Origin of the sequence: Sulfitobacter mediterraneus (assembly GCF_016801775.1) — a bacterium.
Taxonomy (GTDB): domain Bacteria; phylum Pseudomonadota; class Alphaproteobacteria; order Rhodobacterales; family Rhodobacteraceae; genus Sulfitobacter; species Sulfitobacter mediterraneus_A.
Genome location: NZ_CP069004.1, coordinates 2,959,307 through 2,979,113 on the forward strand (window position 1 = coordinate 2,959,307; position 19,807 = coordinate 2,979,113).

At 58.9% G+C, this 19,807-nt stretch carries 23 protein-coding genes; 8 read left to right on the top strand and 15 right to left on the bottom strand.

The genetic code is table 11. The features are described 5' to 3' along the window. Positions 1 to 42: 42 nt before the first annotated feature. From JNX03_RS14615 to JNX03_RS14630, 4 genes are all read right to left on the bottom strand, one after another. Positions 43 to 1,221: an MFS transporter gene (locus JNX03_RS14615; RefSeq protein WP_203209748.1), complete on the bottom strand. Its 1,179-nt coding sequence runs from the start codon at positions 1,219 to 1,221 to the stop codon at positions 43 to 45. After that, on the bottom strand, positions 1,218 to 1,994 hold the full coding sequence (locus JNX03_RS14620) for an aldolase/citrate lyase family protein (RefSeq protein WP_203209749.1): 777 nt from the start codon (positions 1,992 to 1,994) through the stop codon (positions 1,218 to 1,220). Before JNX03_RS14620 ends, JNX03_RS14615 begins: the two co-directional genes overlap by 4 nt. Positions 1,995 to 2,103: 109 nt before the next feature. Further along, positions 2,104 to 2,778 carry a winged helix-turn-helix domain-containing protein gene (locus tag JNX03_RS14625; RefSeq protein WP_037918829.1) on the bottom strand — a complete coding sequence of 225 codons (675 nt, stop codon included), beginning with the start codon at positions 2,776 to 2,778 and terminating at the stop codon, positions 2,104 to 2,106. A 1-nt stretch (position 2,779) separates the two neighbouring features. Further along, positions 2,780 to 3,070: a hypothetical protein gene (locus JNX03_RS14630; protein ID WP_203209750.1), complete on the bottom strand. Its 291-nt coding sequence runs from the start codon at positions 3,068 to 3,070 to the stop codon at positions 2,780 to 2,782. Positions 3,071 to 3,255: 185 nt separating this feature from the next. On the opposite strand from JNX03_RS14630, the gene JNX03_RS14635 reads away from it, so the two are divergent. The 3 genes from JNX03_RS14635 to JNX03_RS14645 all read left to right on the top strand — a co-directional run bounded on the left by JNX03_RS14635 (position 3,256) and on the right by JNX03_RS14645 (position 5,723). Then, positions 3,256 to 3,753, top strand: coding sequence for a hypothetical protein (locus JNX03_RS14635; protein WP_231024178.1), 498 nt, complete (start codon positions 3,256 to 3,258; stop codon positions 3,751 to 3,753). Positions 3,754 to 3,904: 151 nt separating this feature from the next. Further along, positions 3,905 to 4,519, top strand: coding sequence for a ribonuclease HII (locus JNX03_RS14640; RefSeq protein ID WP_203209751.1), 615 nt, complete (start codon positions 3,905 to 3,907; stop codon positions 4,517 to 4,519). Positions 4,520 to 4,619: 100 nt separating this feature from the next. Further along, positions 4,620 to 5,723: a site-specific DNA-methyltransferase gene (locus tag JNX03_RS14645; RefSeq protein ID WP_409202361.1), complete on the top strand. Its 1,104-nt coding sequence runs from the start codon at positions 4,620 to 4,622 to the stop codon at positions 5,721 to 5,723. 98 nt (positions 5,724 to 5,821) lie between these two features. On the opposite strand, the gene JNX03_RS14650 is transcribed toward JNX03_RS14645, so the two are convergent. The 4 genes from JNX03_RS14650 to JNX03_RS14665 all read right to left on the bottom strand — a co-directional run bounded on the left by JNX03_RS14650 (position 5,822) and on the right by JNX03_RS14665 (position 9,115). Then, positions 5,822 to 6,208: a GFA family protein gene (locus tag JNX03_RS14650; RefSeq protein ID WP_203209753.1), complete on the bottom strand. Its 387-nt coding sequence runs from the start codon at positions 6,206 to 6,208 to the stop codon at positions 5,822 to 5,824. 110 nt (positions 6,209 to 6,318) lie between these two features. Further along, positions 6,319 to 6,756, bottom strand: coding sequence for a response regulator (locus JNX03_RS14655; RefSeq protein WP_231024177.1), 438 nt, complete (start codon positions 6,754 to 6,756; stop codon positions 6,319 to 6,321). A gap of 67 nt (positions 6,757 to 6,823) precedes the next feature. Then, on the bottom strand, positions 6,824 to 7,969 hold the full coding sequence (locus tag JNX03_RS14660; RefSeq protein WP_203209754.1) for an alkane 1-monooxygenase: 1,146 nt from the start codon (positions 7,967 to 7,969) through the stop codon (positions 6,824 to 6,826). Positions 7,970 to 8,047: 78 nt separating this feature from the next. Beyond that, positions 8,048 to 9,115, bottom strand: coding sequence for an A/G-specific adenine glycosylase (locus tag JNX03_RS14665; RefSeq protein ID WP_203209755.1), 1,068 nt, complete (start codon positions 9,113 to 9,115; stop codon positions 8,048 to 8,050). A gap of 83 nt (positions 9,116 to 9,198) precedes the next feature. On the opposite strand from JNX03_RS14665, the gene JNX03_RS14670 reads away from it, so the two are divergent. The 3 genes from JNX03_RS14670 to JNX03_RS14680 are packed head-to-tail and all read left to right on the top strand — an operon-like array spanning position 9,199 to position 11,516. Further along, positions 9,199 to 9,708, top strand: a complete 510-nt coding sequence (locus tag JNX03_RS14670) for a DUF721 domain-containing protein (RefSeq protein WP_203209756.1) — start codon at positions 9,199 to 9,201, stop codon at positions 9,706 to 9,708. 21 nt (positions 9,709 to 9,729) lie between these two features. Next, the gene (locus JNX03_RS14675) at positions 9,730 to 10,404 is read left to right on the top strand and encodes a DsbA family protein (protein WP_203209757.1); all 675 of its coding nucleotides are present in this window, start codon (positions 9,730 to 9,732) and stop codon (positions 10,402 to 10,404) included. Further along, positions 10,404 to 11,516 carry a CaiB/BaiF CoA transferase family protein gene (locus JNX03_RS14680; RefSeq protein WP_203209758.1) on the top strand — a complete coding sequence of 371 codons (1,113 nt, stop codon included), beginning with the start codon at positions 10,404 to 10,406 and terminating at the stop codon, positions 11,514 to 11,516. The genes JNX03_RS14675 and JNX03_RS14680 overlap by 1 nt, the downstream gene beginning before the upstream one ends. A 24-nt stretch (positions 11,517 to 11,540) precedes the next feature. Here JNX03_RS14680 and lpxK read toward each other — a convergent pair whose 3' ends face one another. The 6 genes from lpxK to JNX03_RS14710 all read right to left on the bottom strand — a co-directional run bounded on the left by lpxK (position 11,541) and on the right by JNX03_RS14710 (position 17,810). Next, positions 11,541 to 12,533, bottom strand: a complete 993-nt coding sequence (lpxK, locus tag JNX03_RS14685; protein ID WP_203209759.1) for a tetraacyldisaccharide 4'-kinase — start codon at positions 12,531 to 12,533, stop codon at positions 11,541 to 11,543. Then, the gene (locus tag JNX03_RS14690) at positions 12,530 to 13,762 is read right to left on the bottom strand and encodes a 3-deoxy-D-manno-octulosonic acid transferase (protein WP_203209760.1); all 1,233 of its coding nucleotides are present in this window, start codon (positions 13,760 to 13,762) and stop codon (positions 12,530 to 12,532) included. The genes lpxK and JNX03_RS14690 overlap by 4 nt, the downstream gene beginning before the upstream one ends. 6 nt (positions 13,763 to 13,768) lie before the next feature. Beyond that, entirely contained in the window at positions 13,769 to 14,011 is a 243-nt protein-coding gene (locus JNX03_RS14695; RefSeq protein ID WP_025049397.1) for a DUF4170 domain-containing protein, read from the bottom strand. Between the two features lie 52 nt (positions 14,012 to 14,063). Further along, positions 14,064 to 14,840 carry a 3'(2'),5'-bisphosphate nucleotidase CysQ gene (locus JNX03_RS14700; protein ID WP_203209761.1) on the bottom strand — a complete coding sequence of 259 codons (777 nt, stop codon included), beginning with the start codon at positions 14,838 to 14,840 and terminating at the stop codon, positions 14,064 to 14,066. Further along, complete coding sequence (locus JNX03_RS14705; protein WP_203209762.1) at positions 14,827 to 16,173, bottom strand: TldD/PmbA family protein; 1,347 nt, start codon at positions 16,171 to 16,173, stop codon at positions 14,827 to 14,829. Before JNX03_RS14705 ends, JNX03_RS14700 begins: the two co-directional genes overlap by 14 nt. A 107-nt stretch (positions 16,174 to 16,280) precedes the next feature. Next, positions 16,281 to 17,810 (bottom strand): hypothetical protein, encoded by a 1,530-nt coding sequence (locus tag JNX03_RS14710; protein WP_203209763.1) that lies wholly within the window; start codon positions 17,808 to 17,810, stop codon positions 16,281 to 16,283. Between the two features lie 158 nt (positions 17,811 to 17,968). Between JNX03_RS14710 and JNX03_RS14715 the strand changes: the two genes are divergently transcribed. Then, on the top strand, positions 17,969 to 18,718 hold the full coding sequence (locus tag JNX03_RS14715; RefSeq protein ID WP_203209764.1) for an SDR family oxidoreductase: 750 nt from the start codon (positions 17,969 to 17,971) through the stop codon (positions 18,716 to 18,718). Continuing rightward, entirely contained in the window at positions 18,715 to 19,326 is a 612-nt protein-coding gene (locus tag JNX03_RS14720; RefSeq protein WP_203209765.1) for an enoyl-CoA hydratase/isomerase family protein, read from the top strand. The genes JNX03_RS14715 and JNX03_RS14720 overlap by 4 nt, the downstream gene beginning before the upstream one ends. A gap of 139 nt (positions 19,327 to 19,465) precedes the next feature. On the opposite strand, the gene JNX03_RS14725 is transcribed toward JNX03_RS14720, so the two are convergent. Beyond that, positions 19,466 to 19,759: an HNH endonuclease gene (locus JNX03_RS14725; protein ID WP_203209766.1), complete on the bottom strand. Its 294-nt coding sequence runs from the start codon at positions 19,757 to 19,759 to the stop codon at positions 19,466 to 19,468. Between the last annotated feature and the right edge of the window lie 48 nt (positions 19,760 to 19,807).

The following is a 19,807-nucleotide window of genomic DNA, read 5'->3' on the forward strand; positions in this document are numbered from 1 at the left end:
AAGTAAAAGGGGCTCAGCTATACAGGCTGTGCCTTTGTCGCCTCAATCGGCATTATCGCGGCTGAAAAGGTACACCAAAAGCCCAAAGGCGAGGCTTCCGGCAAAAAGGACATAGACCGCAACATAGGGGCTGGCGGTGGTCGCCGCGCCGGGCAGGGCGGCACTATAGACCTTGCCGGAGAAGAATTGCGCGACGCCCACGCCGCCGATGCTAAAGAGATTGAGCATGGTCACACCGCGCCCGATCAGATGCGGCGGTAGAAAGCTCCGCCCATGGGCCATGATCACCGGATAGGTCGCGCTGAAAAAGCCGATAATGCACAACATTGTTACGGACAGCGCGAGCGATTGCGCAGGCTGTGCAATCAGCACGGCACTTGCGACAAGGGTGATCACCGTGCCCGCCACGATCATCCATTTGCGCGACGGCATAAGACGGTCTGCCGGACCATAAGCCAAGGCGCCGATGACCATCGCAATGCCCATCAGCAAGCTGGCCTGACCTACGGTGCTGGTCCCCGCGTCAAACACATCCGCCAGATAAGGCCCGATCCAAAGTCCGCGCACCGCACCGGAGATCGCATAGCTGACGCCCATGATCGGGAAAATGAACCACAGCGCCTGCAGCTTGAACAGCTCGGCCAGTGATCCCTTTGATTCGCCGATGACCTTTTGGGGATCACGCACAAAGAGAAACGCACCAAAGGCCACCAGTGCAGACACCGCCGCCAATGCCCAAAGCGCGTTGCGCCAGCCCAGCGTTTCGGCGGCCAGTGCCATCGGGTAGGAGGCGACTAAATTGCCCAGACTGCCCAGCCCGACCATCATCGAAGCAAGGATAGCAAACTGCGCCGGCGGGTAATCGCGGGCAAAAATATAGTAAGAGGCCATCAGCACCGGTGAACATCCGATCCCGATCAGGGTCATGGCAATGCTGATATGCAAAGGCGTGGTCGCCAAAGCAAAGAGCGCCGCACCACCACTGCCGCCGATGAAAAGCGCCCATGCCGTCGTTCTTCTGGGTCCGATACTGTCCAGCGCTGCGCCCACGGGGATCTGCATGGCGGCAAAAGACAGGAACCAAAGTCCGGAGGCAAAGGCCAGATCATCAGGTGTCGCCCCGATGTCTTGCTCCAGTATGCTGGACAAGACCGCAAGAAAGGCGCGGAAAAATTGGCTCAACACATAGCCGAGCCCCAGAAGGAAAATTCCGGTGTTCATGACTGGGATGCTTTCCATTTTGCGGTCAGGGCTTGCGCGCCATGGCTCAGGATCAGCACATCCGCCCCAACCGCCACAAAAAGCGCACCTGCCTCAATGGCCTCATTTGTCATTGGATCGTGCGTGGAGAGGATCCCCGGCGCCTTGCCTGCCGCGCGAATACGGCGCAACGCGTCCATGATCACCGTCTGAACGTCGGGATGCAGGGAATTGCCCATATGCCCCATATCCGCCGCCAGATCTGCCGGACCGATAAAGACACCATCCACCCCCTCGACCGCGAGGATTTCATCCAGCGCGGCGATGCCCTTGCGGTTCTCGACCTGCACCAGCAAGCAAATCTGTTCATCCGCAGTCTTGCCATAATCCTTAATCTGGGAAAACCGCGAGGCGCGGGTCAAGGCATAGCCAACGCCCCGGTCGCCATGCGGCGGATAGGTCACGTCGCGCACCAATTGGCGGGCTTGTTCGGCGCTTTCGACCATTGGCACCAACACCGTTTGTGCACCCGCATCCAACACCTGTTTGAGCAGATAGGTCTCACCCACAGGCAATCGCACCACCGCATGGCTGTCTGATGCCTCAAGCACCTGCAACTGCGCGATAACAGACCGCAGATCATTTGGCCCGTGCTCTCCGTCGATGACCATCCAGTCAAATCCGGCGGTCCCCATCAGCTCTGTGGAAAAGGTATCACCAAGGCCCAGCCAGCAGCCAAACTGCACTTGCCCGTTCCGGAGGGCGCTTTTGAACGGATTGGTTTTTGCGGGCATGATCACTTCCTCGGCAAGGGGTGCTGCACCCTAGACAAGGTTAATCGGGATTGACCAGAGGGAACAATGTACCAATTTTTGATGTGCTCGGAGGTTTGCAGAACACCGTTCAGATCACCTTGATCACGTCTTTGTCGATGGCCAACATATAGCCGCGCCGTGCGATGTTCTTGACCAACAGCTCTGACACCAGTTGATTGCCCAAGGTATCGCGCAGCCGTTTGATGCGGGTTGCCCCTGCGGCCTCGTCGCAATCTGCGGCGCTGCGGCCCGATATCACGCCTTCGATTTCAGAGCCCGACATGACCTCATCATCCATTCGCGCCTCGGCCAGCACGGAAAGGGTTTCCATCGCCGCGCCGGTCAGTTTGAAGCCAAAGTTGTTGAGGTAAACGGTGTTCTCTTCACGGCTGATCAGCAGGGAATTGACCTGAATGCCCGCCCGCTCAATCTGTGCCATGCGGCGGTTGAACCCGATGAGCAGAACCAGAAAAACCAGCGCCGCGATCAGCATCGCACTGGCAAAGACCAGCAGCACAAAGATCACCACGCGGTAGCTGTTCAACGTGTCGGAAAAAGCCGTGCCGGATTGCGCGAGAATCTCCAGCAGTTTGATCTCGGCACCGCTGGTCAGATCATCATTTTCAACAAAGATCCGTTCCACCTGCGCATTGAACTGGTTTGCATCCGGCAAAGCCCAGAACAGCAAAACCGCGCCAAGCAACAGGAGGGCAACAATAGCCGCGATGCCGCCGCCTACAAATCGCCCGCCAAAGCGGCGCATATCAGAAGCGGAGGTAGTTTGATCCGGCACTGTCTTTCCTTTCCGCCAATCCATCGGGGCCAAATACCCCCAGAACATTCAGCAAGGTCCAACCCTGCTGGGCCAATCTGGTGGCCAATTCTGATGCAGCTCCTGCCGGAGTACATGCACCGTTGATCTGCGCGACACCGTAATGCAGGCGCAGGGGATTGTCCTGTTTGGCCTTGTAATCAGCATAGCAATCCGCAGCCGAGGCGGGCTGCGCAAGGCCAATCGCAAAGGCGAGGGCAAAAGAGATAATGGCGTGTTTCATGACACCTTCCTGCGCTTTTGCAGGGCGTTATTCAATATCCAAGGCGATTGAGCTGCGATGATATCGGATAACACCCCGCTGTTATTGCCTGTCTCAAAGGGGCTGGCCCACCCTGAGGTCAGAGCATCCCTCCATCCCGCTCTTGCACGGGGTTCCCGCGCAGACCTGAAGAAAGGATCAGACCCATGTACCGCAGATTTATCGCCACTATCGCCGCCGCGTCGATTGCCATTACCGCATTTGGGGCCATGCCTGCCCGCGCAGACAATGACGACGCCGCCCGCGCCCTGGCCGCCCTGTTGGGCATCGCGATTGTGGGCAAGATCATTCACGACAACAAAAAAGACAAGAAAGCACATCACTACGAGAAGAACCACGTTACGAAGAACCACGTGCCGCAATACAATCAACCCAGCTACAAGCCGCCGCGCTATCAGCCAAAGCCGCGCCCGCTGCCGCGCCGGGTGGATCGCAAGTTGCTGCCAGGAAAGTGTTTCCACAGCTACCGGACAGGGCAAGGCAAAGTGCGGATGTTTGGCCGCCGGTGCCTGAAGAACAACTATGACTTCGTGAACCGCCTGCCCCGTCAATGTCTCTACGTGTTTGACACCCCGCGCGGCAACCGCCGCGGATATGAAGCCCGCTGTCTGCGGGATCGGGGATACCGCTTGGCCCGCAGGTAACTGCGTGCCCGGGCCGGTGGCGCGCCCCCGTGCCGCCGGTTGGAGGCGGGAGAGTGTTCGGGCAGTCTTCCGCCTTCAAAACAGTAACGAGTAAACTGTTGCAGACAGCCCGGCCCTTGTGGTTCGGGCTGTCTTGCGGTTTGGGTGTGCCATGACACCTGATTTTTCATTTGAGCGTGCCGCCTTGGCACAAGGATACAGCCGTATTGCAGGCGTAGACGAGGTGGGGCGCGGACCGCTTGCCGGTCCTGTGACCGCCGCTGCTGTGGTACTGGACCCAGCGCAAATTCCCGATGGGCTGAACGATTCAAAAAAATTGTCGAAGAAAGCCCGCGCACGTCTTTATGACGAGATCTTGCGGGTGGCGGATGTGTCGATTGCCCATGCCACTGTCGAAGAGATTGACGAACACAATATCCTGCGGGCCAGCCACATCGCGATGATCCGGGCGCTGGACGGGCTCAAGACGCCTGCGGATTATGCCCTGATCGATGGCAATATGATCCCGCGCGGTTTGAATCTTCCATCCCAGACAATTGTCAAAGGCGACAGCCTCTCGCAGTCGATTTCAGCGGCTTCAATTATGGCAAAAATTTGTCGGGATTGTGTCATGTTGTCATTGGCGCAACAGCATCCCGGTTATGGATGGGAAACCAACATGGGATATGGCTCAAAAAAGCACATGGATGCGCTGCAAAAACTTGGTGTCACCCCACACCATAGACGTTCGTTCAAACCGGTCCACAATATCTTGTATCAAGAATAAAACTTAACTGATTGATTCAAAAAAGAATTTGACCGCGAATCGCCTTGGGGTCATCCTGTCACCAACCACAGAGTGCAAAAGCACCGCGGACAGAGGCAGTATGATGAAGACAATGACAAAGGGCGCAACAGCGCTTCCCTTGAACGAAATTCTTGCGGGTGACTGCATAGATCTGATGAACGCATTGCCGGAATGCAGCGTTGATCTGATTTTTGCTGACCCGCCCTATAACCTGCAATTGCGCGGCGATCTGCACCGGCCCGACAACTCCAAGGTCGATGCCGTTGACGATGAATGGGATCAGTTCGCAAGCTTCAAAGCCTATGATGAATTCACCCGTGCATGGCTCAAGGCCGCGCGGCGTTTGCTCAAACCAAATGGCGCGATTTGGGTCATTGGCAGTTATCACAACATCTTCCGTGTTGGCGCGGCGCTTCAGGATCAGGGGTTCTGGATTCTCAACGATGTGGTGTGGCGCAAGTCCAACCCGATGCCAAACTTCCGCGGCAAACGCTTTACCAATGCCCATGAAACGATGATTTGGGCCGGTAAGGACGAAAACAGCAAATATACCTTCAACTACGAAGCGCTGAAGGCGCTCAACGAAGGCATTCAAATGCGCAGTGACTGGGTGCTGCCGATCTGCACAGGCCACGAGCGGCTGAAGGATGACAACGGCGACAAGGCCCATCCAACACAAAAGCCCGAAAGCCTGCTGCACCGCATTCTGGTGGGCTCCACCAATCCCGGTGACGTTATTCTTGATCCGTTTTTTGGCACTGGCACCACGGGTGCTGTGGCCAAGATGCTGGGCCGTGATTTCATTGGTCTGGAGCGCGAGGAAAGCTATCGCAAGGTAGCGGCAAAACGCATCAGCAAGGTGCGCAAATTTGACCGCGAAGCCCTGCAAACAACAACATCAAAACGCGCAGAACCGCGCGTGCCATTCGGCCAATTGGTCGAACGCGGCATGTTGCGTCCGGGAGAGGAACTCTATTCCCTCAACGGCCGCCACAAGGCCAAGGTCCGTGCCGATGGCACATTGATCGGAAGCGACGTGAAAGGTTCTATTCATCAGGTCGGCGCGGCGTATGAAAAAGCGCCAAGCTGCAATGGCTGGACGTATTGGTGCTTCAAGAAGGACGGCAAACGTGTGCCGATTGACCTTCTGCGCCAACAGATCCGCGCCGAGATGGCCAATTAAACACCCAAACAATCGAACACCGCCGGTGCCCGCGACCTTCTTGCCGAAGGATCGCCCTGAAGGGCACTCACCTTGCCCCGCCTTTTGGCGGGGCTTTTTTATTTGAGCGTGGATTGATCCACGACGGCCACGTCCGGCAGCGGATAATAGTCGCCCTTGTCATCGGGATAAAGTTGACGGTCCATCGACAAACCGCTGGCCCCGTCAATGGACCCGGCCATGACCGAAATGTTTTCACTGGTCTCTTCGGTCCAGAACATCTGGCTGCCGCATGTACCACAAAACCCGCGACGCGCGGTTTCTGACGATTTGAACCAGGTCAGGAGGTCCTGTCCGGTGATGGTGATACTGGATTTGGCCGTTTGGGTGGCGGCAACGTAATGCCCCGAAGATTTCCGGCACTGCGTACAATGGCACCCGACAACCGGACGGGGCGACCCCGATATTTCGTATTCAACGAGACCACAAAGACAACTTCCGCGCATAGACCCCTCCTGCGGTTTTCTGGCAGATTAGGTCTGTTTGGCGGGCCTTGCCGTGCAAATGCGAACCCAATCCGCACTGGCGCGACCCGCAACGCAAAACGCGGGGTGGATCAGTTGGCGGTCTGTTGGGCCCTGATCCTTGATCCCGTGCCGATGGGTGACATCACCGCGTGAATGTAGCGGCCGTCAAATTCTGTTTTCGACAGGACATAGGCCACGCCCGCCGAATGCGCCTTTTCCCACATAAAGGGCGAGGGCCAGTCACTGACCATTATGATGGGGATCTGTGCAAGCATGGGGTCTTCGGCCAGTTCCAAAACGAAATTCGCACCCAGCCCGTCAGGTAGATTGTTGTCGAGTAGGATCAGTGTGATCTGCTGCCGGCTGAGCGCAACGCGTGCAGACCGCAGGGTTGCGGCCACTTCCACCTGCAGATCATGGTGGGACTTTCCGATAATCCGGGTCAAACGTTCCCGGTCAAATTCGCTGTCTTCAATAATCAGGCAGGTGCCTGATGGTTTGGACCTAGATCGCATGTTGGTTTGCATGACACCCCCCGGTGACGGCTGATGTCACAGGGATGGCAGACAAGTCTTAAGAAAGCGTTCGGACAGCTCAGCGGGGCATCGGGGTGCGGCGCTTGTTGTAGTCGTGCCAATCGGTGATTTCAGGATAGTACATCTCGCGCCAATTGCGCACGCGGGGGTTCATGATCCGCTTGAACAAGGGCGGCACCATCGCGGCCATAGTCATCACCGGATAGCCATAGGGCAGTTGCGGTGCCTGATCGGTGCCGTAGGTCTGCAACACCGGAAAGCGGCGGTCAGGCTTGTAGTGGTGATCGGAATGCCGCTGTAGATTGATCAGTAGCCAGTTTGACGCCCGGTGCGCCGCATTCCACGAATGGCGCGGTTGCACATGTTCGTATTTTCCATCACCCAGATGTTTGCGCGTCAGCCCATAGTGTTCAATGTAATTGACCAGCTCAAGCTGCCAGATGGCGACGCCCGCCTGAACCACAAACAACAGCAGACCCGTCATGCCGCCAAGGATCAGCGCCAACAGTAAGAACCCGCCTTGCAACGCCCAATAGCGAAAGAACGGATTGCGGCGGTCGGTCCAAGGCAGGTCTTTGCGCGCCAGCATCTGCGCCTCCGCCCGAAAGGCCGAAACAAGTGATTGCCGCAAGACGCGCGGATAAAACCTGTGAAACCCCTCATTGTATCTCGCGGTCACCGGATCACGGGGCGTTGCGACATAGCGGTGATGCACCAAAAGATGTTCGGAACGGAAATGTGAATAGAGCACCATCGCCAGCAGGATATCTGCCCACCAACGTTCCAGATTGTTTTTCTGGTGCATCAATTCGTGGCTGTAGTTGATCCCGATGGTGCCGGTTACAACCCCAACCCCCATGAACAGAAACACCCGTTCTGCCGTGCCCAGATGCTCGGCCTGCGGCACATAATAGATCAGGCCAAAAACCGTCACGGTCTGCGCGGGCACCCAGATCAGCGTGATCAGGCGATACCAGAACAAATCATCATCGGTCGCCTCAAGATCGGCATTGTCGAGGTCCAGACCCAGCACCGCATCCAGCAGCGAAAACAAGAACCACGTCACAATCGGCAAAAGAGCAATCGACCAGCCGCCCACCACTGCGCAGATCCAGGTCAGCGGGATCAGGCCAAGGGACAACCAGAACGGAAGGGCGCGGGACAGTCGCGCCAGGTCTTGCGGTGCGATAATGGTGTTTGGCATCGGGGCTCCTGCCGGCTTTGTGGCGTGTTCGAGGTTGATATACCGTAAACGGCGGCCCTCTCAAACACTGACGCCGCGCTATTTGCGCGACAAATCGAACGCCTTGCGCATGACCGTTGGCAGATCGGAAGGCCGGAAATTTGCAGGCGGGACAAAGGTGCCGACGCTGGGTTCGGCATCGGCGGCAACAGCGCCGACTTGAACGCTCAACATCAGGTGGAAATGGGTAAAGGTATGGCGCACTTCGCCGTCAATGGGCCGCCAATCACCCTGCACGGGAGGCACGCCCAATGGTCGATCTTTGTCCACGTCCAGCCATTCCGATCCTGGCCAGCCAAGCATCCCGCCCAGCAACCCCTTGTCCGGACGGGTTTCCAGCAGCCACGCCCCATCGGCCCTTTGTGCGAGATAGACAGTTCCGTGCCGCACAGGTTTGGGCTTTTTCGGGGTTTTCTTTGGCAGTCCCGCCGCCGTGCCCCGTGCTCGTGACAGGCAGGGGTCGCGCCAGGGGCAAATACCGCACGCGGGCGATTTGGGGCTACAGATCGTTGCGCCAAGGTCCATCACGGCTTGGGCATAATCGCCCGGACGGTTTTGCGGTGTCAGTGCTTCGGCAAGCGTCATCAGCTCAGGCTTGGCTGCGGGCAGCGGTGTGTGGACGTCGTGAAGGCGGGCCATCACACGCTCCACATTGCCATCCAGAACGGTGCGCGGCGCATCAAAGGCGATGGAGGACACCGCCGCCGCCGTATAGGGGCCGATGCCGGGCAATTTGAGCAACGCATCATGATCTGCAGGAAATGCGCCGCCATGGTCCGCAACCACCACCCTTGCGCATTTCAACAGGTTACGGGCCCGCGCATAATACCCCAGCCCGGCCCATTCCCCCATCACATCGGCATCCTCGGCACCGGCCAGGTCCGCAACAGTGGGCCAGCGGTCGATAAAACGTGTGAAATAGTCCCGCACCGCCGCAACAGTGGTCTGTTGCAACATGATCTCGCTCATCCAGACGTGATAGGGATCGGGCCTTTGTCCTGCCTTGCGATCTGCAGGGGCCACACGCCACGGCATCTGGCGGGCATGTATGTCATACCAATACAGCAAGATGCGCGGCAGATCGCCTGTCTGGTCTGTTTCACGCATTCTTTATAGCTCCGCTGTCGCTCTGGGCTGGTGATACGGGGGCAAACCATTATGTTGAACCCGATCCAAAGGGAAACATAGTCATGCGGCCACGGCGCGCCAGTACAAAAGGGTTCAAACGGACGGACAGCCTGCTGACCGACCAGATCCGCCGTGCCAGCGAGACCCGTGGCTTTGCTCAATCACGCCTGCTGACCCAATGGGCCGAAATTGCGGGCGAAGATATTGCCGCCATCGCCCGTCCGGTAGAGGTTGGCTATGGCCGGGGCGGAATGGGTGCGACATTGACCCTGCTGACAACCGGGGCCAATGCGCCGATGCTGGAAATGCAGAAGGAAAAACTGCGCCAGAAGGTGAACGCGATCTATGGCTACAACGCCATTGCCCGCGTGCGGATCACCCAAACCGCCGCCACCGGCTTTGCCGAAGGCAAGGTGGATTTTTCCCATCAAAAACCCAAGGCACAGCCCCCCGAACCTGACCCCGCGCTGCGGCAAAAAGCGGCGGCGACAGTGGGCCCAGTATCGGACGATGGTCTGCGCGAAGCCCTTGCGCGGCTGGGCGAGAACATATTGAACAAGAACAAACGCTGAAGAGCTGACAAAGGAAACGACATGAACCGCAGAAATATGATCCTTGGCGCCTTGGCCGTTGTGGGAGTGGGCGGCTGGTATCTGACCAGCAATCCGCGCAGTGGGTCCACCCCCGTGAACCCGCTGGCCAATGCCGCAAATGCGCAAACCAGTGGCGATGTGGACACATCTAGCGTGCCGGACATGGTGCTGGGCAACCCGGATGCGGCTGTGACCATCACGGAATATGCCTCCTTCACCTGCCCGCATTGCGCGGCCTTCCACGAAGGTACGTTCAAGAAGCTCAAGGCAGACTATATCGACACCGGCAAGATCAAATTTGTCTACCGCGAGGTCTATTTTGACCGTCCGGGTATCTGGGCGTCTTTGATCGCCCGTTGCGGCGGCGAGGAAAAGTTCTTTGGCATTGTCGATCTGATCTACAAGAGCCAGTCCACCTGGGCCCGCGCGGGTGATCCCGCCGCGATTGTGGAAGAGCTGCGCAAAATCGGGCGCCTGGCCGGATTGGACAGCGACACCATCGAAGCCTGCCTGCAGGACGGCAAACAGGCCGAGACACTCTACGCGTGGTATCAGGAAAATGGCAAAGCCGATGATATCGACAGCACGCCCAGCTTTATCATAAATGGGACCAAGTACAGCAACATGGCCTATGACAAGCTCAAAGACATCATTGAAACAGAGCTGGCCGGCTAATGACCGCACCGCTTCAAGGGCTGAAGGTTGTTGAACTGGCCCGCGTTCTGGCTGGCCCCTGGGCCGGTCAGACGCTGTCTGACCTTGGGTGCGATGTGATCAAGGTCGAAAGCCCCGCTGGCGATGACACCCGCCAATGGGGCCCGCCCTTCGTCACCCGTGATGAGGATGTCAGCGCAGGGTATTTCCATTCGGCCAACCGCGGAAAGGCTTCTGTCACCGCAGATTTTCGCACCGCGGAAGGGCAGGCGAAGGTCAGGGAGTTGCTGCGCGATGCGGACATTCTGATCGAGAATTTCAAGACCGGCGGATTGGCCAAATATGGCCTCGACTATGACAGCCTGAAGGATGAATTTCCGGGGCTGATCTATTGCTCCATCACCGGCTTTGGCCACACCGGCCCCTATGCGCACCGCGCAGGCTATGATTTTATCATACAAGGCATGTCCGGACTGATGTCGATCACCGGAGAGCCGGACCGCCAGCCGCAGAAATCCGGGATGGCGATCACCGATATCTTCACGGGGATCTATGCCACGACCGCGATCCTTGCGGCAGTGCATCAGCGCAGTCAGACCGGCAAAGGCCAGCATATCGACATGGCATTGCTTGATTGTGCCGTGGCGATCATGGGCAATCAGGCGATGAACTACATGCTGACCGGCAATGCGCCGGGGCGTATGGGCAACGCCCATCCCAATCTGACCCCCTATGAAGTCTTTGAAAGCAGTGACGGCCACCTGATCATCGCAACGGGCAATGACGGTCAGTTTCAACGTCTTTGCCGGTTGCTGGGGCTTGAGGATCTGGCAACCTCGCCGGATTACACCAAGAATGCCGACCGCGTGGCGAACCGGCCAGAGATGATCCGGCGCTTGAATGAAGCCACGTCAAAGCGCAGTCGCGATGATCTGCTGGCCGATTGCGAGGCGCATAATGTGCCGGCCGGGCCGATCAATGATCTGTCCGATGTGATGGCCGATCCGCAAGTGGTGGCACGGGGTATGCAGATAGAACTGGACGGCGTGCCGGGGTTGCGATCCCCGTTTACCTTTTCAGGGGCAGATCTGGCGCTCCACCGTCCGGCGCCGAAACTGGGCGAGGACGACTGATCCGGATACGTCAGATTTTCCGAACTACGCAGGCTTGGGCAGTTGGTCCAACGCTTTGAACAAGGCGTTGCCCTCTGGAAGGGACAACCGCACCGGCAATGTAATCACCTTGCTGCGAAAATTCGCGGGCAGGCGCACCGCATCTTTCTCTGTCGTCACCAGCTGTGCGCCTCTGGCCTTTGCATCCGCCTCCAGCCGGGTCATCAGCGCAGGCGTCAAAGGCTGATGATCATCCAGCGCCTCGGCATGCACGATCTGTGCGCCAAGGCCCCGCAGGGTGGCAAAAAACTTCTCCGGATGGCCGATCCCGGCAAAGGCCAGCGCCTTGGTGTCCGTCCAATCCATGCCGGTTTGCAAAGGTGCAAGTGCGGCCTGTACTTGCGGCAGTGCATTGGGCAACGCGGCGGTATCAAACTCTGACTGCGCGGCCGCATCCCCAATCGACAACAGCAGATCAGCCCGCGCCAACCCAACGGCCGCAGGTTCGCGCAGTGGCCCGGCAGGCAAGCACAAGCCGTTGCCAAACCCCTTGGCCGCATCCACCACCACCACGCTCAGATCGTAATGCAGCGCCGGATTTTGAAAGCCGTCGTCCAGTACAATAACACTCGCGCCTGCCTCCTGCGCCGCCCGCGCCCCGGCGGCGCGATCCTTGGCCACCCAAACTTCAGCAAAGGCGGACAAGAGCAACGGTTCATCCCCGACATCCACCGCCCTGTGCCGCGCGGGATCAACCTGCACGGGCCCTTCCAACGTGCCACCATACCCGCGCGAAACGATATGCGGTTCGTGGAACAACCCGCGCAAGTGTTCCACCACGGCCATAACTGTCGGGGTTTTGCCTGTGCCGCCTGCATTGATATTTCCAATACAGATTACCGGAATGTCCAAACGCTCACGCGCGCCCTGTGCCAATCTGCGGGCCGTCGCCATCGCATAAAGGGCACCCAAGGGGCGCAGCAGCTGCGCCCGAAGATCCGGTTTGGGTTTGTGCCAAAAATCCGGTGCTCGGGTCATTTGCCTGCCTCTCTTGTGTCCAGAATATCCTGGATCAGGTCGGTAATCTTGTCCGTCACTGCCGCGCCTTTGCTGATCACATCCCAACCGGCATGGGCCATCGCGGCAGCCTGATCGGGGGCAATCAGCCGGGACACAGCTGTGCCCAAAGCGTCGGCATCATTCACGATCCGCGCCGCACCCGCCGCCGCCAGCCGCGTGTAGGATGGCATGAAGTGGCGGACCTTTGGCCCATAAAGCACCGCAGAGCCAAGCGCCGCAGCATCAAATGGATCGCAACCGCCTTCGCCCGCAATCAGAGACGATCCAAGAAATGAGACAGGGGCAATGCGGAAAAACAGCCCCAAATCGTGGGTGTCATCGGCAATCAATACTTGCGTGGACTCATCGGGAAAACCGTCATTTCCCCAATTGAGCACTGAAAAATCCCGTTCGGCGGCCAGCGCCGCAGCGGGGTCTGCACCTTCCGGCGTGGCGGGGTGCAAGATCAGCAACAGCCGGTGTGACAGCCGCATCGCCTTGCGATGGGCTGACAGAACAACCGGCACTTCCTTTGGCAAAACCTGCGCGGCGAACCAAACCGGGCGTCCGCCAATGGCTGCTGACAATTCCGACAAATCGGACTCCACATGGGGCAAGGCCTGCCCGCCGGCGAGCAGCGGATCGGTCAGGTCAATTTGATCGCGCGGCTGGCCCAGTTGCACCAAACGCCGCCGCGCCGGTTCGGTGCGTGCCATCACGGCGACAAATTTCGACAAAAGCTGCCCTGTCAGATCCGGCAACCACCGGTCCCGTCGCCCGTCAAAACCGCGCGTGTCCGCATCGACCAAGATCATCGGGCAATGCCGTTCGGCTGCCTCCAGAATGAGATTTGGCCGCAACGCGCCCCAGGCCCAAACACAGGCATCAGGCCGCCAATGATCCAGAAATGCGGCAACTGCGGCGGGGTGTTCACTGGGTGCAGGCGTTTGGATGATTGTGACATCAGGACGCTGTTGCAGGGGCGGCGGCGCAGCATCGTCATCGGGAAGCGTGATCAGAACTTGCAGGCCAATCCGTGCGCCGCACATCCGCAAGGCCAAATCCTGAAGCGCGATAACATTGCCCGGTTCGGCGGCATGCAACCAAAGCAGTTCCCCCTTCGGCCGCGGGGCAAACGGCTCTTTCGTTTGTGCCTCTGCCCGACGGGCCAAGGCCCGATAGGCGGTCAGCCCAAGTGACCGCGCCATCGGTAATTAGCCCAGTTCTTCGGTGGAGGAGGCCGCCGCTTCTTCGTCGCGCAGCCGGTGCAGGTGCGCGATGAAATAGCGCATATGTGCATTGTCCACCGTACGCTGTGCCTCGTTTTTCCAAGCATCATAAGCGGTGGCGTAGTCGGGGAAAATTCCAACGATGTGGAGGTCATCGACATTCTTAAAGACGTTTTCGCTGGGGTTCACCAGTTCACCGCCAAAAACCAGATGCAGACGCTGTGCCATAATGCTTCCTTTGATGGATGTAGATTGATCTCTGCCTATCAGATGCGGGGCCTCACGCAAGGGCGTCGATCAGAGCAATTTGAGAGGGCGCACCGCCTGCCACCACGCCATTGAGCCGCGGATCAGGGTTGTTGAAGCGCAGCGGCTGGCCGGTTTGGTCAGAGCAGACACCACCCGCTTCGGCCACGATCAGCGCCCCTGCGGCAATGTCCCATTCCCAACTGCGCCGCAGCGTGAGCATTGCATCAAACCGCCCCTGTGCCACCAGCGCCAGCCGGTAAGCCAGGGATGGGCGGTAGTTGCGGGTAAACTCCGGCGTGGCCCCGCCGCGCCAAAACCCGCTGTGCAACGCGGGTTTGGCGGCCAGAACTGTGGATTTTTCCAGACTGGATTGTTTGGTGGCGCGGATCGGCTGACCATTGAGATATGCCCCTCCCCCCAGAGATGCAGAGTAGAGCTTGTTTCGCAGTGGCAGGTAGACCACGGCTGCAGTCACCACGCCCTGCTCCGCCACGGCAATGGCATGGGCCCAGGTGCTGGACCCCTCCATGAAACTGCGGGTGCCATCAATGGGATCGACGATGAAAACGCGGTCTTGGGTCAAACGGTCTGTGTTGTCTTCGGTTTCTTCGGACAGCCAGCCATAGTCGGGTCGCGCCTGCCGTAGATTGGTCAGCAACAGATCATTGACCGCCAGATCGGCCTCTGTCACCGGGCCTGCATTGCCGGGTTTGTCCCAGCGCAGCGCAGTTTTCCCGGCAAAGCTGGTGGCGACACGCCCCGCCATGCGGGCCGCATCAATCAATAGGGGCAGATCACGCGCCGGCAAGGGTCATTCCCGGCACCAAAAGCGATGGCACGACACGGCTCAGATGCGTGCGGGCGTCATTGGCAGGCCGCATATTGCGCAGCATATCGCGCAGATTGCCCGCAATTGTGCATTCATTGATCGTATGGGTGATCTCTCCGTTCTCGACCCAATGGCCAGCGGCCCCGCGCGAATAATCGCCCGTGTTGGGGTTGATCGTGCTGCCGATCATCGAGGTCACCAAGAGCCCTGTGCCCATCTCGCGGATCAGATCATCGCGGCTTTCTGTGCCTTGGGTCAGCTCGATATTCCAGTTGGAAGGCGACGGCCCCGATGATGTGCCGCGCGCGGCATTTCCGGTTGGAGCGAGGCCCAGCTTGCGGGCCGTGGCCAGATCCAGCGTCCAGCCTTGCAAAACCCCGTTCTCCACAATCATACGCCGCGCTGTTGGCAGGCCTTCACCGTCGAAGGGGCGTGATCCACTGGCGCGGGGGCGGTGTGGATCTTCGATCAGGGACAGATGGTCGGGCAAAACGGCCTCTCCCATCGCGTCACGCAGGAACGATGCGCCACGTGAAATGGACGAGCCGTTGATCGCGCCAAGTAAATGGCCAATCAAACCAGAGGAAACCCGTTCATCAAACAGCACCGGAAAGGCGCCTGTGGGTGGTTTGCGGGCGTCCAGCCGCGCCACAGCCCGTTCCCCTGCGGTTTTGCCGATATCATCGGGTGCGCGCATGTCGGACTGAAAGATCCGGCCATCACCATCATAGTCGCGTTCCATGGAGGTGCCGCTTCCGGCGATGGCGACACAGGATAACCCGCGATCTGTGCGGCTGTAGCCGGCGTCAAATCCATTGCTGGTGGCAAAATGTGTGACATGGGCGGCATAACCGGCGCTGGCGGATTGCACTTGGCTGACACCTTTGACGGCCAGTGCCGCGGCTTCGGCCCTTGCGGCATCATCTTGCAGGGCCTGCGGTGATGGCTCCGCGGAGGGATCGACCAGCTCCAACGCGTCAATGTTCCAATGGGTCGCAAGCTGATCGGCGTCCGCCAGCCCGGAATAGGGATCTTCGGGCGCCTCCTTGGCCATGGCAACGGCCCGTTCGGCCATCTCTTCAATGGTGCGCGACGAGGTGTCAGAGGCGGAGACAATTGCGGACCTCTGCCCGACAAACACCCGCAGTCCGATATCAATGCCTTCGGATCGCTCTGCCTGTTCCAGCACTCCCGCCCGCACATCAACTGAAACGGATGTCGCCCGGATCGCCTTGGCATCGGCGCTGTCTGCACCGGCTGATCTTGCTGCCTGCAACAGGGATTTGGTCAGCGCATCAAGAGGCTGGGACATAATTCACTCCGGCTTGGGTCGGAAAGACAGGTAACCCTCCCCATCCGGCAGGACAAGGGGAGGGGCAAAGAGTGGCGGTCAGGGACCAACCGCGTGCTTGGAATAGGTTACTTTATCCGCTGCCCATTGGCGAGGATCTGGCCATCCTCGGTAAAGTCGATCTTGGACTTCAACTGATCAGGACCGCCTGCTGGCACAGTGATCATCCCCATCATCATTCGTGGCATCATCGCTTGATCCGCCGGGATCAGACCCATGGATACCAGCTTGTCGATCAAACCATTGGCCCCATCAAGAGTAAAGGAAATGCTGCCCACAGGCTTTGGGAAACCGGGTAGGGTGGTCTTGTCGGCATTGTCGAGTGCCACCTGACCGTCCGCTTCGAACTTGGCGCCAACAGCGTCCAGCAGCAGTTTATTGATCGTGACCGCTTCCACCTCGCCCGGAACATCCGCGCCCATGTTTTCGGCGACCTTGGGGTCAAGGTAATCAACCAGAAGCTTGGCCTTGCCGGCCAGATCAATGACCAAAGTGGCCGGATCACGGGGCAGTTGGCCTGCCGGATCAAAGATGCCCCAGATCAGGTCGGACATCTGGAAGTCACCCATGGTGAGGCCAAAGGCGAAATCCTGCGGATCGTCGGATTTGCTGACCGGGATGGCGAGGTTAAAGGCGCTTTGCGCCATGCTCAGCTCAATCGGGAAGGGCAGGTCGGCCACGTTCATCGTGACCTGTAAATTGGTTTGCCCGCCGCCATAGCTGACCCCATCCGCGCCCAGATCAACGCTCAACCGGCTGCCCTGTGACGAGGTGTTCAGGGACATATCGCCGTTCACCGGATCGGTCACCTGCATCGCGGTTGCGCTGGATCCGGCGTTGAACGCGCCGGTGATCTCAAAGCCGGCTTTGATCATCGCAGATGTGTCAGAGGCCTTTTCCAGCAACAGCGGGATTGCCCCTTCCGCAGACATCTCAAGATTTTGCAGATTGCCATTCAGGCTGACTTGATTGCCCTCTTGGGGGTTGTCGACAAACAGATCATAGGTAATCCCGGCCACGCTGCCGGATTGTTGATAATCCCTCAAATCACCAATTGTCATGCTGGTGTTGCTGACCAGACCGGTGCCGGTGACATCAAAGCGCGCGGTTTCCGGCCCGATCACATCACCGTCTGCTTCCAACTGCTGAAGCTTGAGGCCGAAGGTGTCGGCGGAATAGGCATAGTTCATTTTTTCCGGGGTGCCGCTGACGATCATGGAATGGCCGGTCTGGATGTAATCCATCGACAGTTTGAACGCCGAGGAGGAGCTGCCATCGGTCCCGGTCATGACCATTGGCAGGGTCTCGGGCATAACCACCGCAACCGACCCGTCACCTTGCCCAACGAAAACAATCGTGCCCATCGACATGGTCATCGACCCGGCCTGATCGGGCATCTCAAAACCCAGTTGAATGTCACTGACGGTCAGGTTGTTGCCGCTCGCGCTTTGCTGGCCCTGAACGCTGTACCCCATCCCTTCCATGTATTGTTGCCAATCACCCCAAACCTGCGCCGGTGTGAGATCGGCCAACGCGGCCTGGGACAGGAAAACCAATGGAACGGCGAAGCAAAACGAAGAGGTCGAAAAGCGGGACATAGACAAATCCTTTGTGGCAAATTTCGCGTCAAGGTCGTGCAAACCCCCGGCAGGGTCAAGCCGCGGCAGGGGCAGGGGGCTGGACCCTCGGTTAGGGGAAGACTACCACATGGGGCAATCAGGTTGCAAAACCCAGACACCACACAAAGGAACACGTTATGGACATGACCGGAAAAACCGTAATGATCACCGGCGCCAGCCGCGGCATTGGCGAAGCGGCTGCGCGGGTCTTTGCCGATGCGGGCGCAAATGTCGCGCTCTTGGCCCGTTCGCAGGAAGCGATTGCACAAATAGCAGGCGAAATTGGCAAACAGGCCATCGCGATTCCCTGCAACGTGGCGCGGTTCGGCGAGATGTCATCGGCGGTGGAAACCACGGTGCAAGCCTTCGGCAGCCTGGACGTTCTGATCAATAACGCGGGCGCGATTGAACCGATCTCCCGCTTGGCTGAGGCGGATCCAGACGGCTGGGGCATGAACATCGACGTCAATCTCAAGGGTGTGTTCAACGGCATCCGCGCGGCGCTTCCGGTGATGAAAGACGCTGGCGGCGGTTCGGTGCTGACCATTTCATCCGGCGCGGCGCACGGTGCCATCGAAGGTTGGAGCCATTATTGCTCTGGCAAGGCGGCGGTGAACATGTTGAACCGCTGTCTGCATCTCGAAGAAGCCGAAGCCGGCATCCGTGCCATTGGCCTGTCGCCGGGCACAGTGGCGACGCAGATGCAGCGCGAGATCAAGCAAAGCGGCATCAACCCGGTCAGCAAACTGAATTGGGAGGATCACATCCCCGCCGAATGGCCCGCCCGCACCCTGCTGTGGATGTGCAGTGCTGAGGCGGATCGTTTCAAAGGCGACGAAATATCCCTGCGCGATGAGGGCGTGCGCAAGGCGGTTGGTCTGATATGATCCAAACGGACCGAAACGGCGATGTCCTGATCGTCACGATCAACCGCCCTGACAAGGCCAATTCACTGACCCACGCGATGCTGTCCGAACTGGCCGATGTGATGGAGGCCGCCCAAGATGCGAGGGCGGTGATCCTGACCGGGCGGGGCAAGGTATTCAGCGCAGGCGCTGATCTGGATGAGGCCCGCGCAGGATTGGCCAAATCCGATGTCTGGGAACGCCTGTCCGGGGCCATCGCCAAGCTGCCCGGCCTGACCATTGCCGCCCTCAACGGCACCTTGGCGGGCGGCGCAATGGGCATGGCGCTGGCCTGCGATTTACGGATCGCGGTGCCGGGGGCCAAATTCTTTTATCCGGTTATGAAGCTCGGCTTTCTGCCGCAACCCTCTGATCCGGCCCGCATGGCGGCCTTGATCGGTCCGTCCCGGACCAAATTGATCTTGATGGGCGGTCAAAAGATAGAGGCGCAAGAGGCGTTGTCCTTTGGTCTGATCGACCGGATCGTCGCGCCAGAGGATCTGTTGGCGCACGCCAAGGATCTGACCGCCGACACCGTCGCGGCGGACCCTGCCATCGCGCGAGGCATCAAGGAGATGTGCCGCAGCTAGGGCTTTGACCCTAGATCAGTGGCACAATCGGAACATCACAAGCCGCCAAAGCCATCAGGCCTGCCAAAACAATCATCCAACGCATGTGATATCCTTTTTGTTGACCTCAGCTTGCCCCGCCTTGGGCGGGCTGTCCAGCCTACCGCTTGCGCCGGCCGCCGGGCACTTTCGACAGAAACCCTGGCGGCCGTTTGGCCACCCATCTGGCGAATTTCGCAAGCCGCGGATGCCCAAGCAGCGCCTCCGGCGTGTTGTAGATCTGAGCTAACTCCGCTTCGGTTAAGGTTGCATGAATTTCGCGATGGCAAATGTGGTGCATCAGCACAACCGGCCCGCCTTTACCCCCTTTCAGTTTGGGGATCAGATGATGCTGGCTTTGCGGCACGTCGGGTGGAATGGGCCGTTGGCACAGCGGGCATTGCGGGTGGTCCATGTGCAAAATCCTTGAACCTTTCGGGGCGGGCAGGCAAGAGGATGGCGC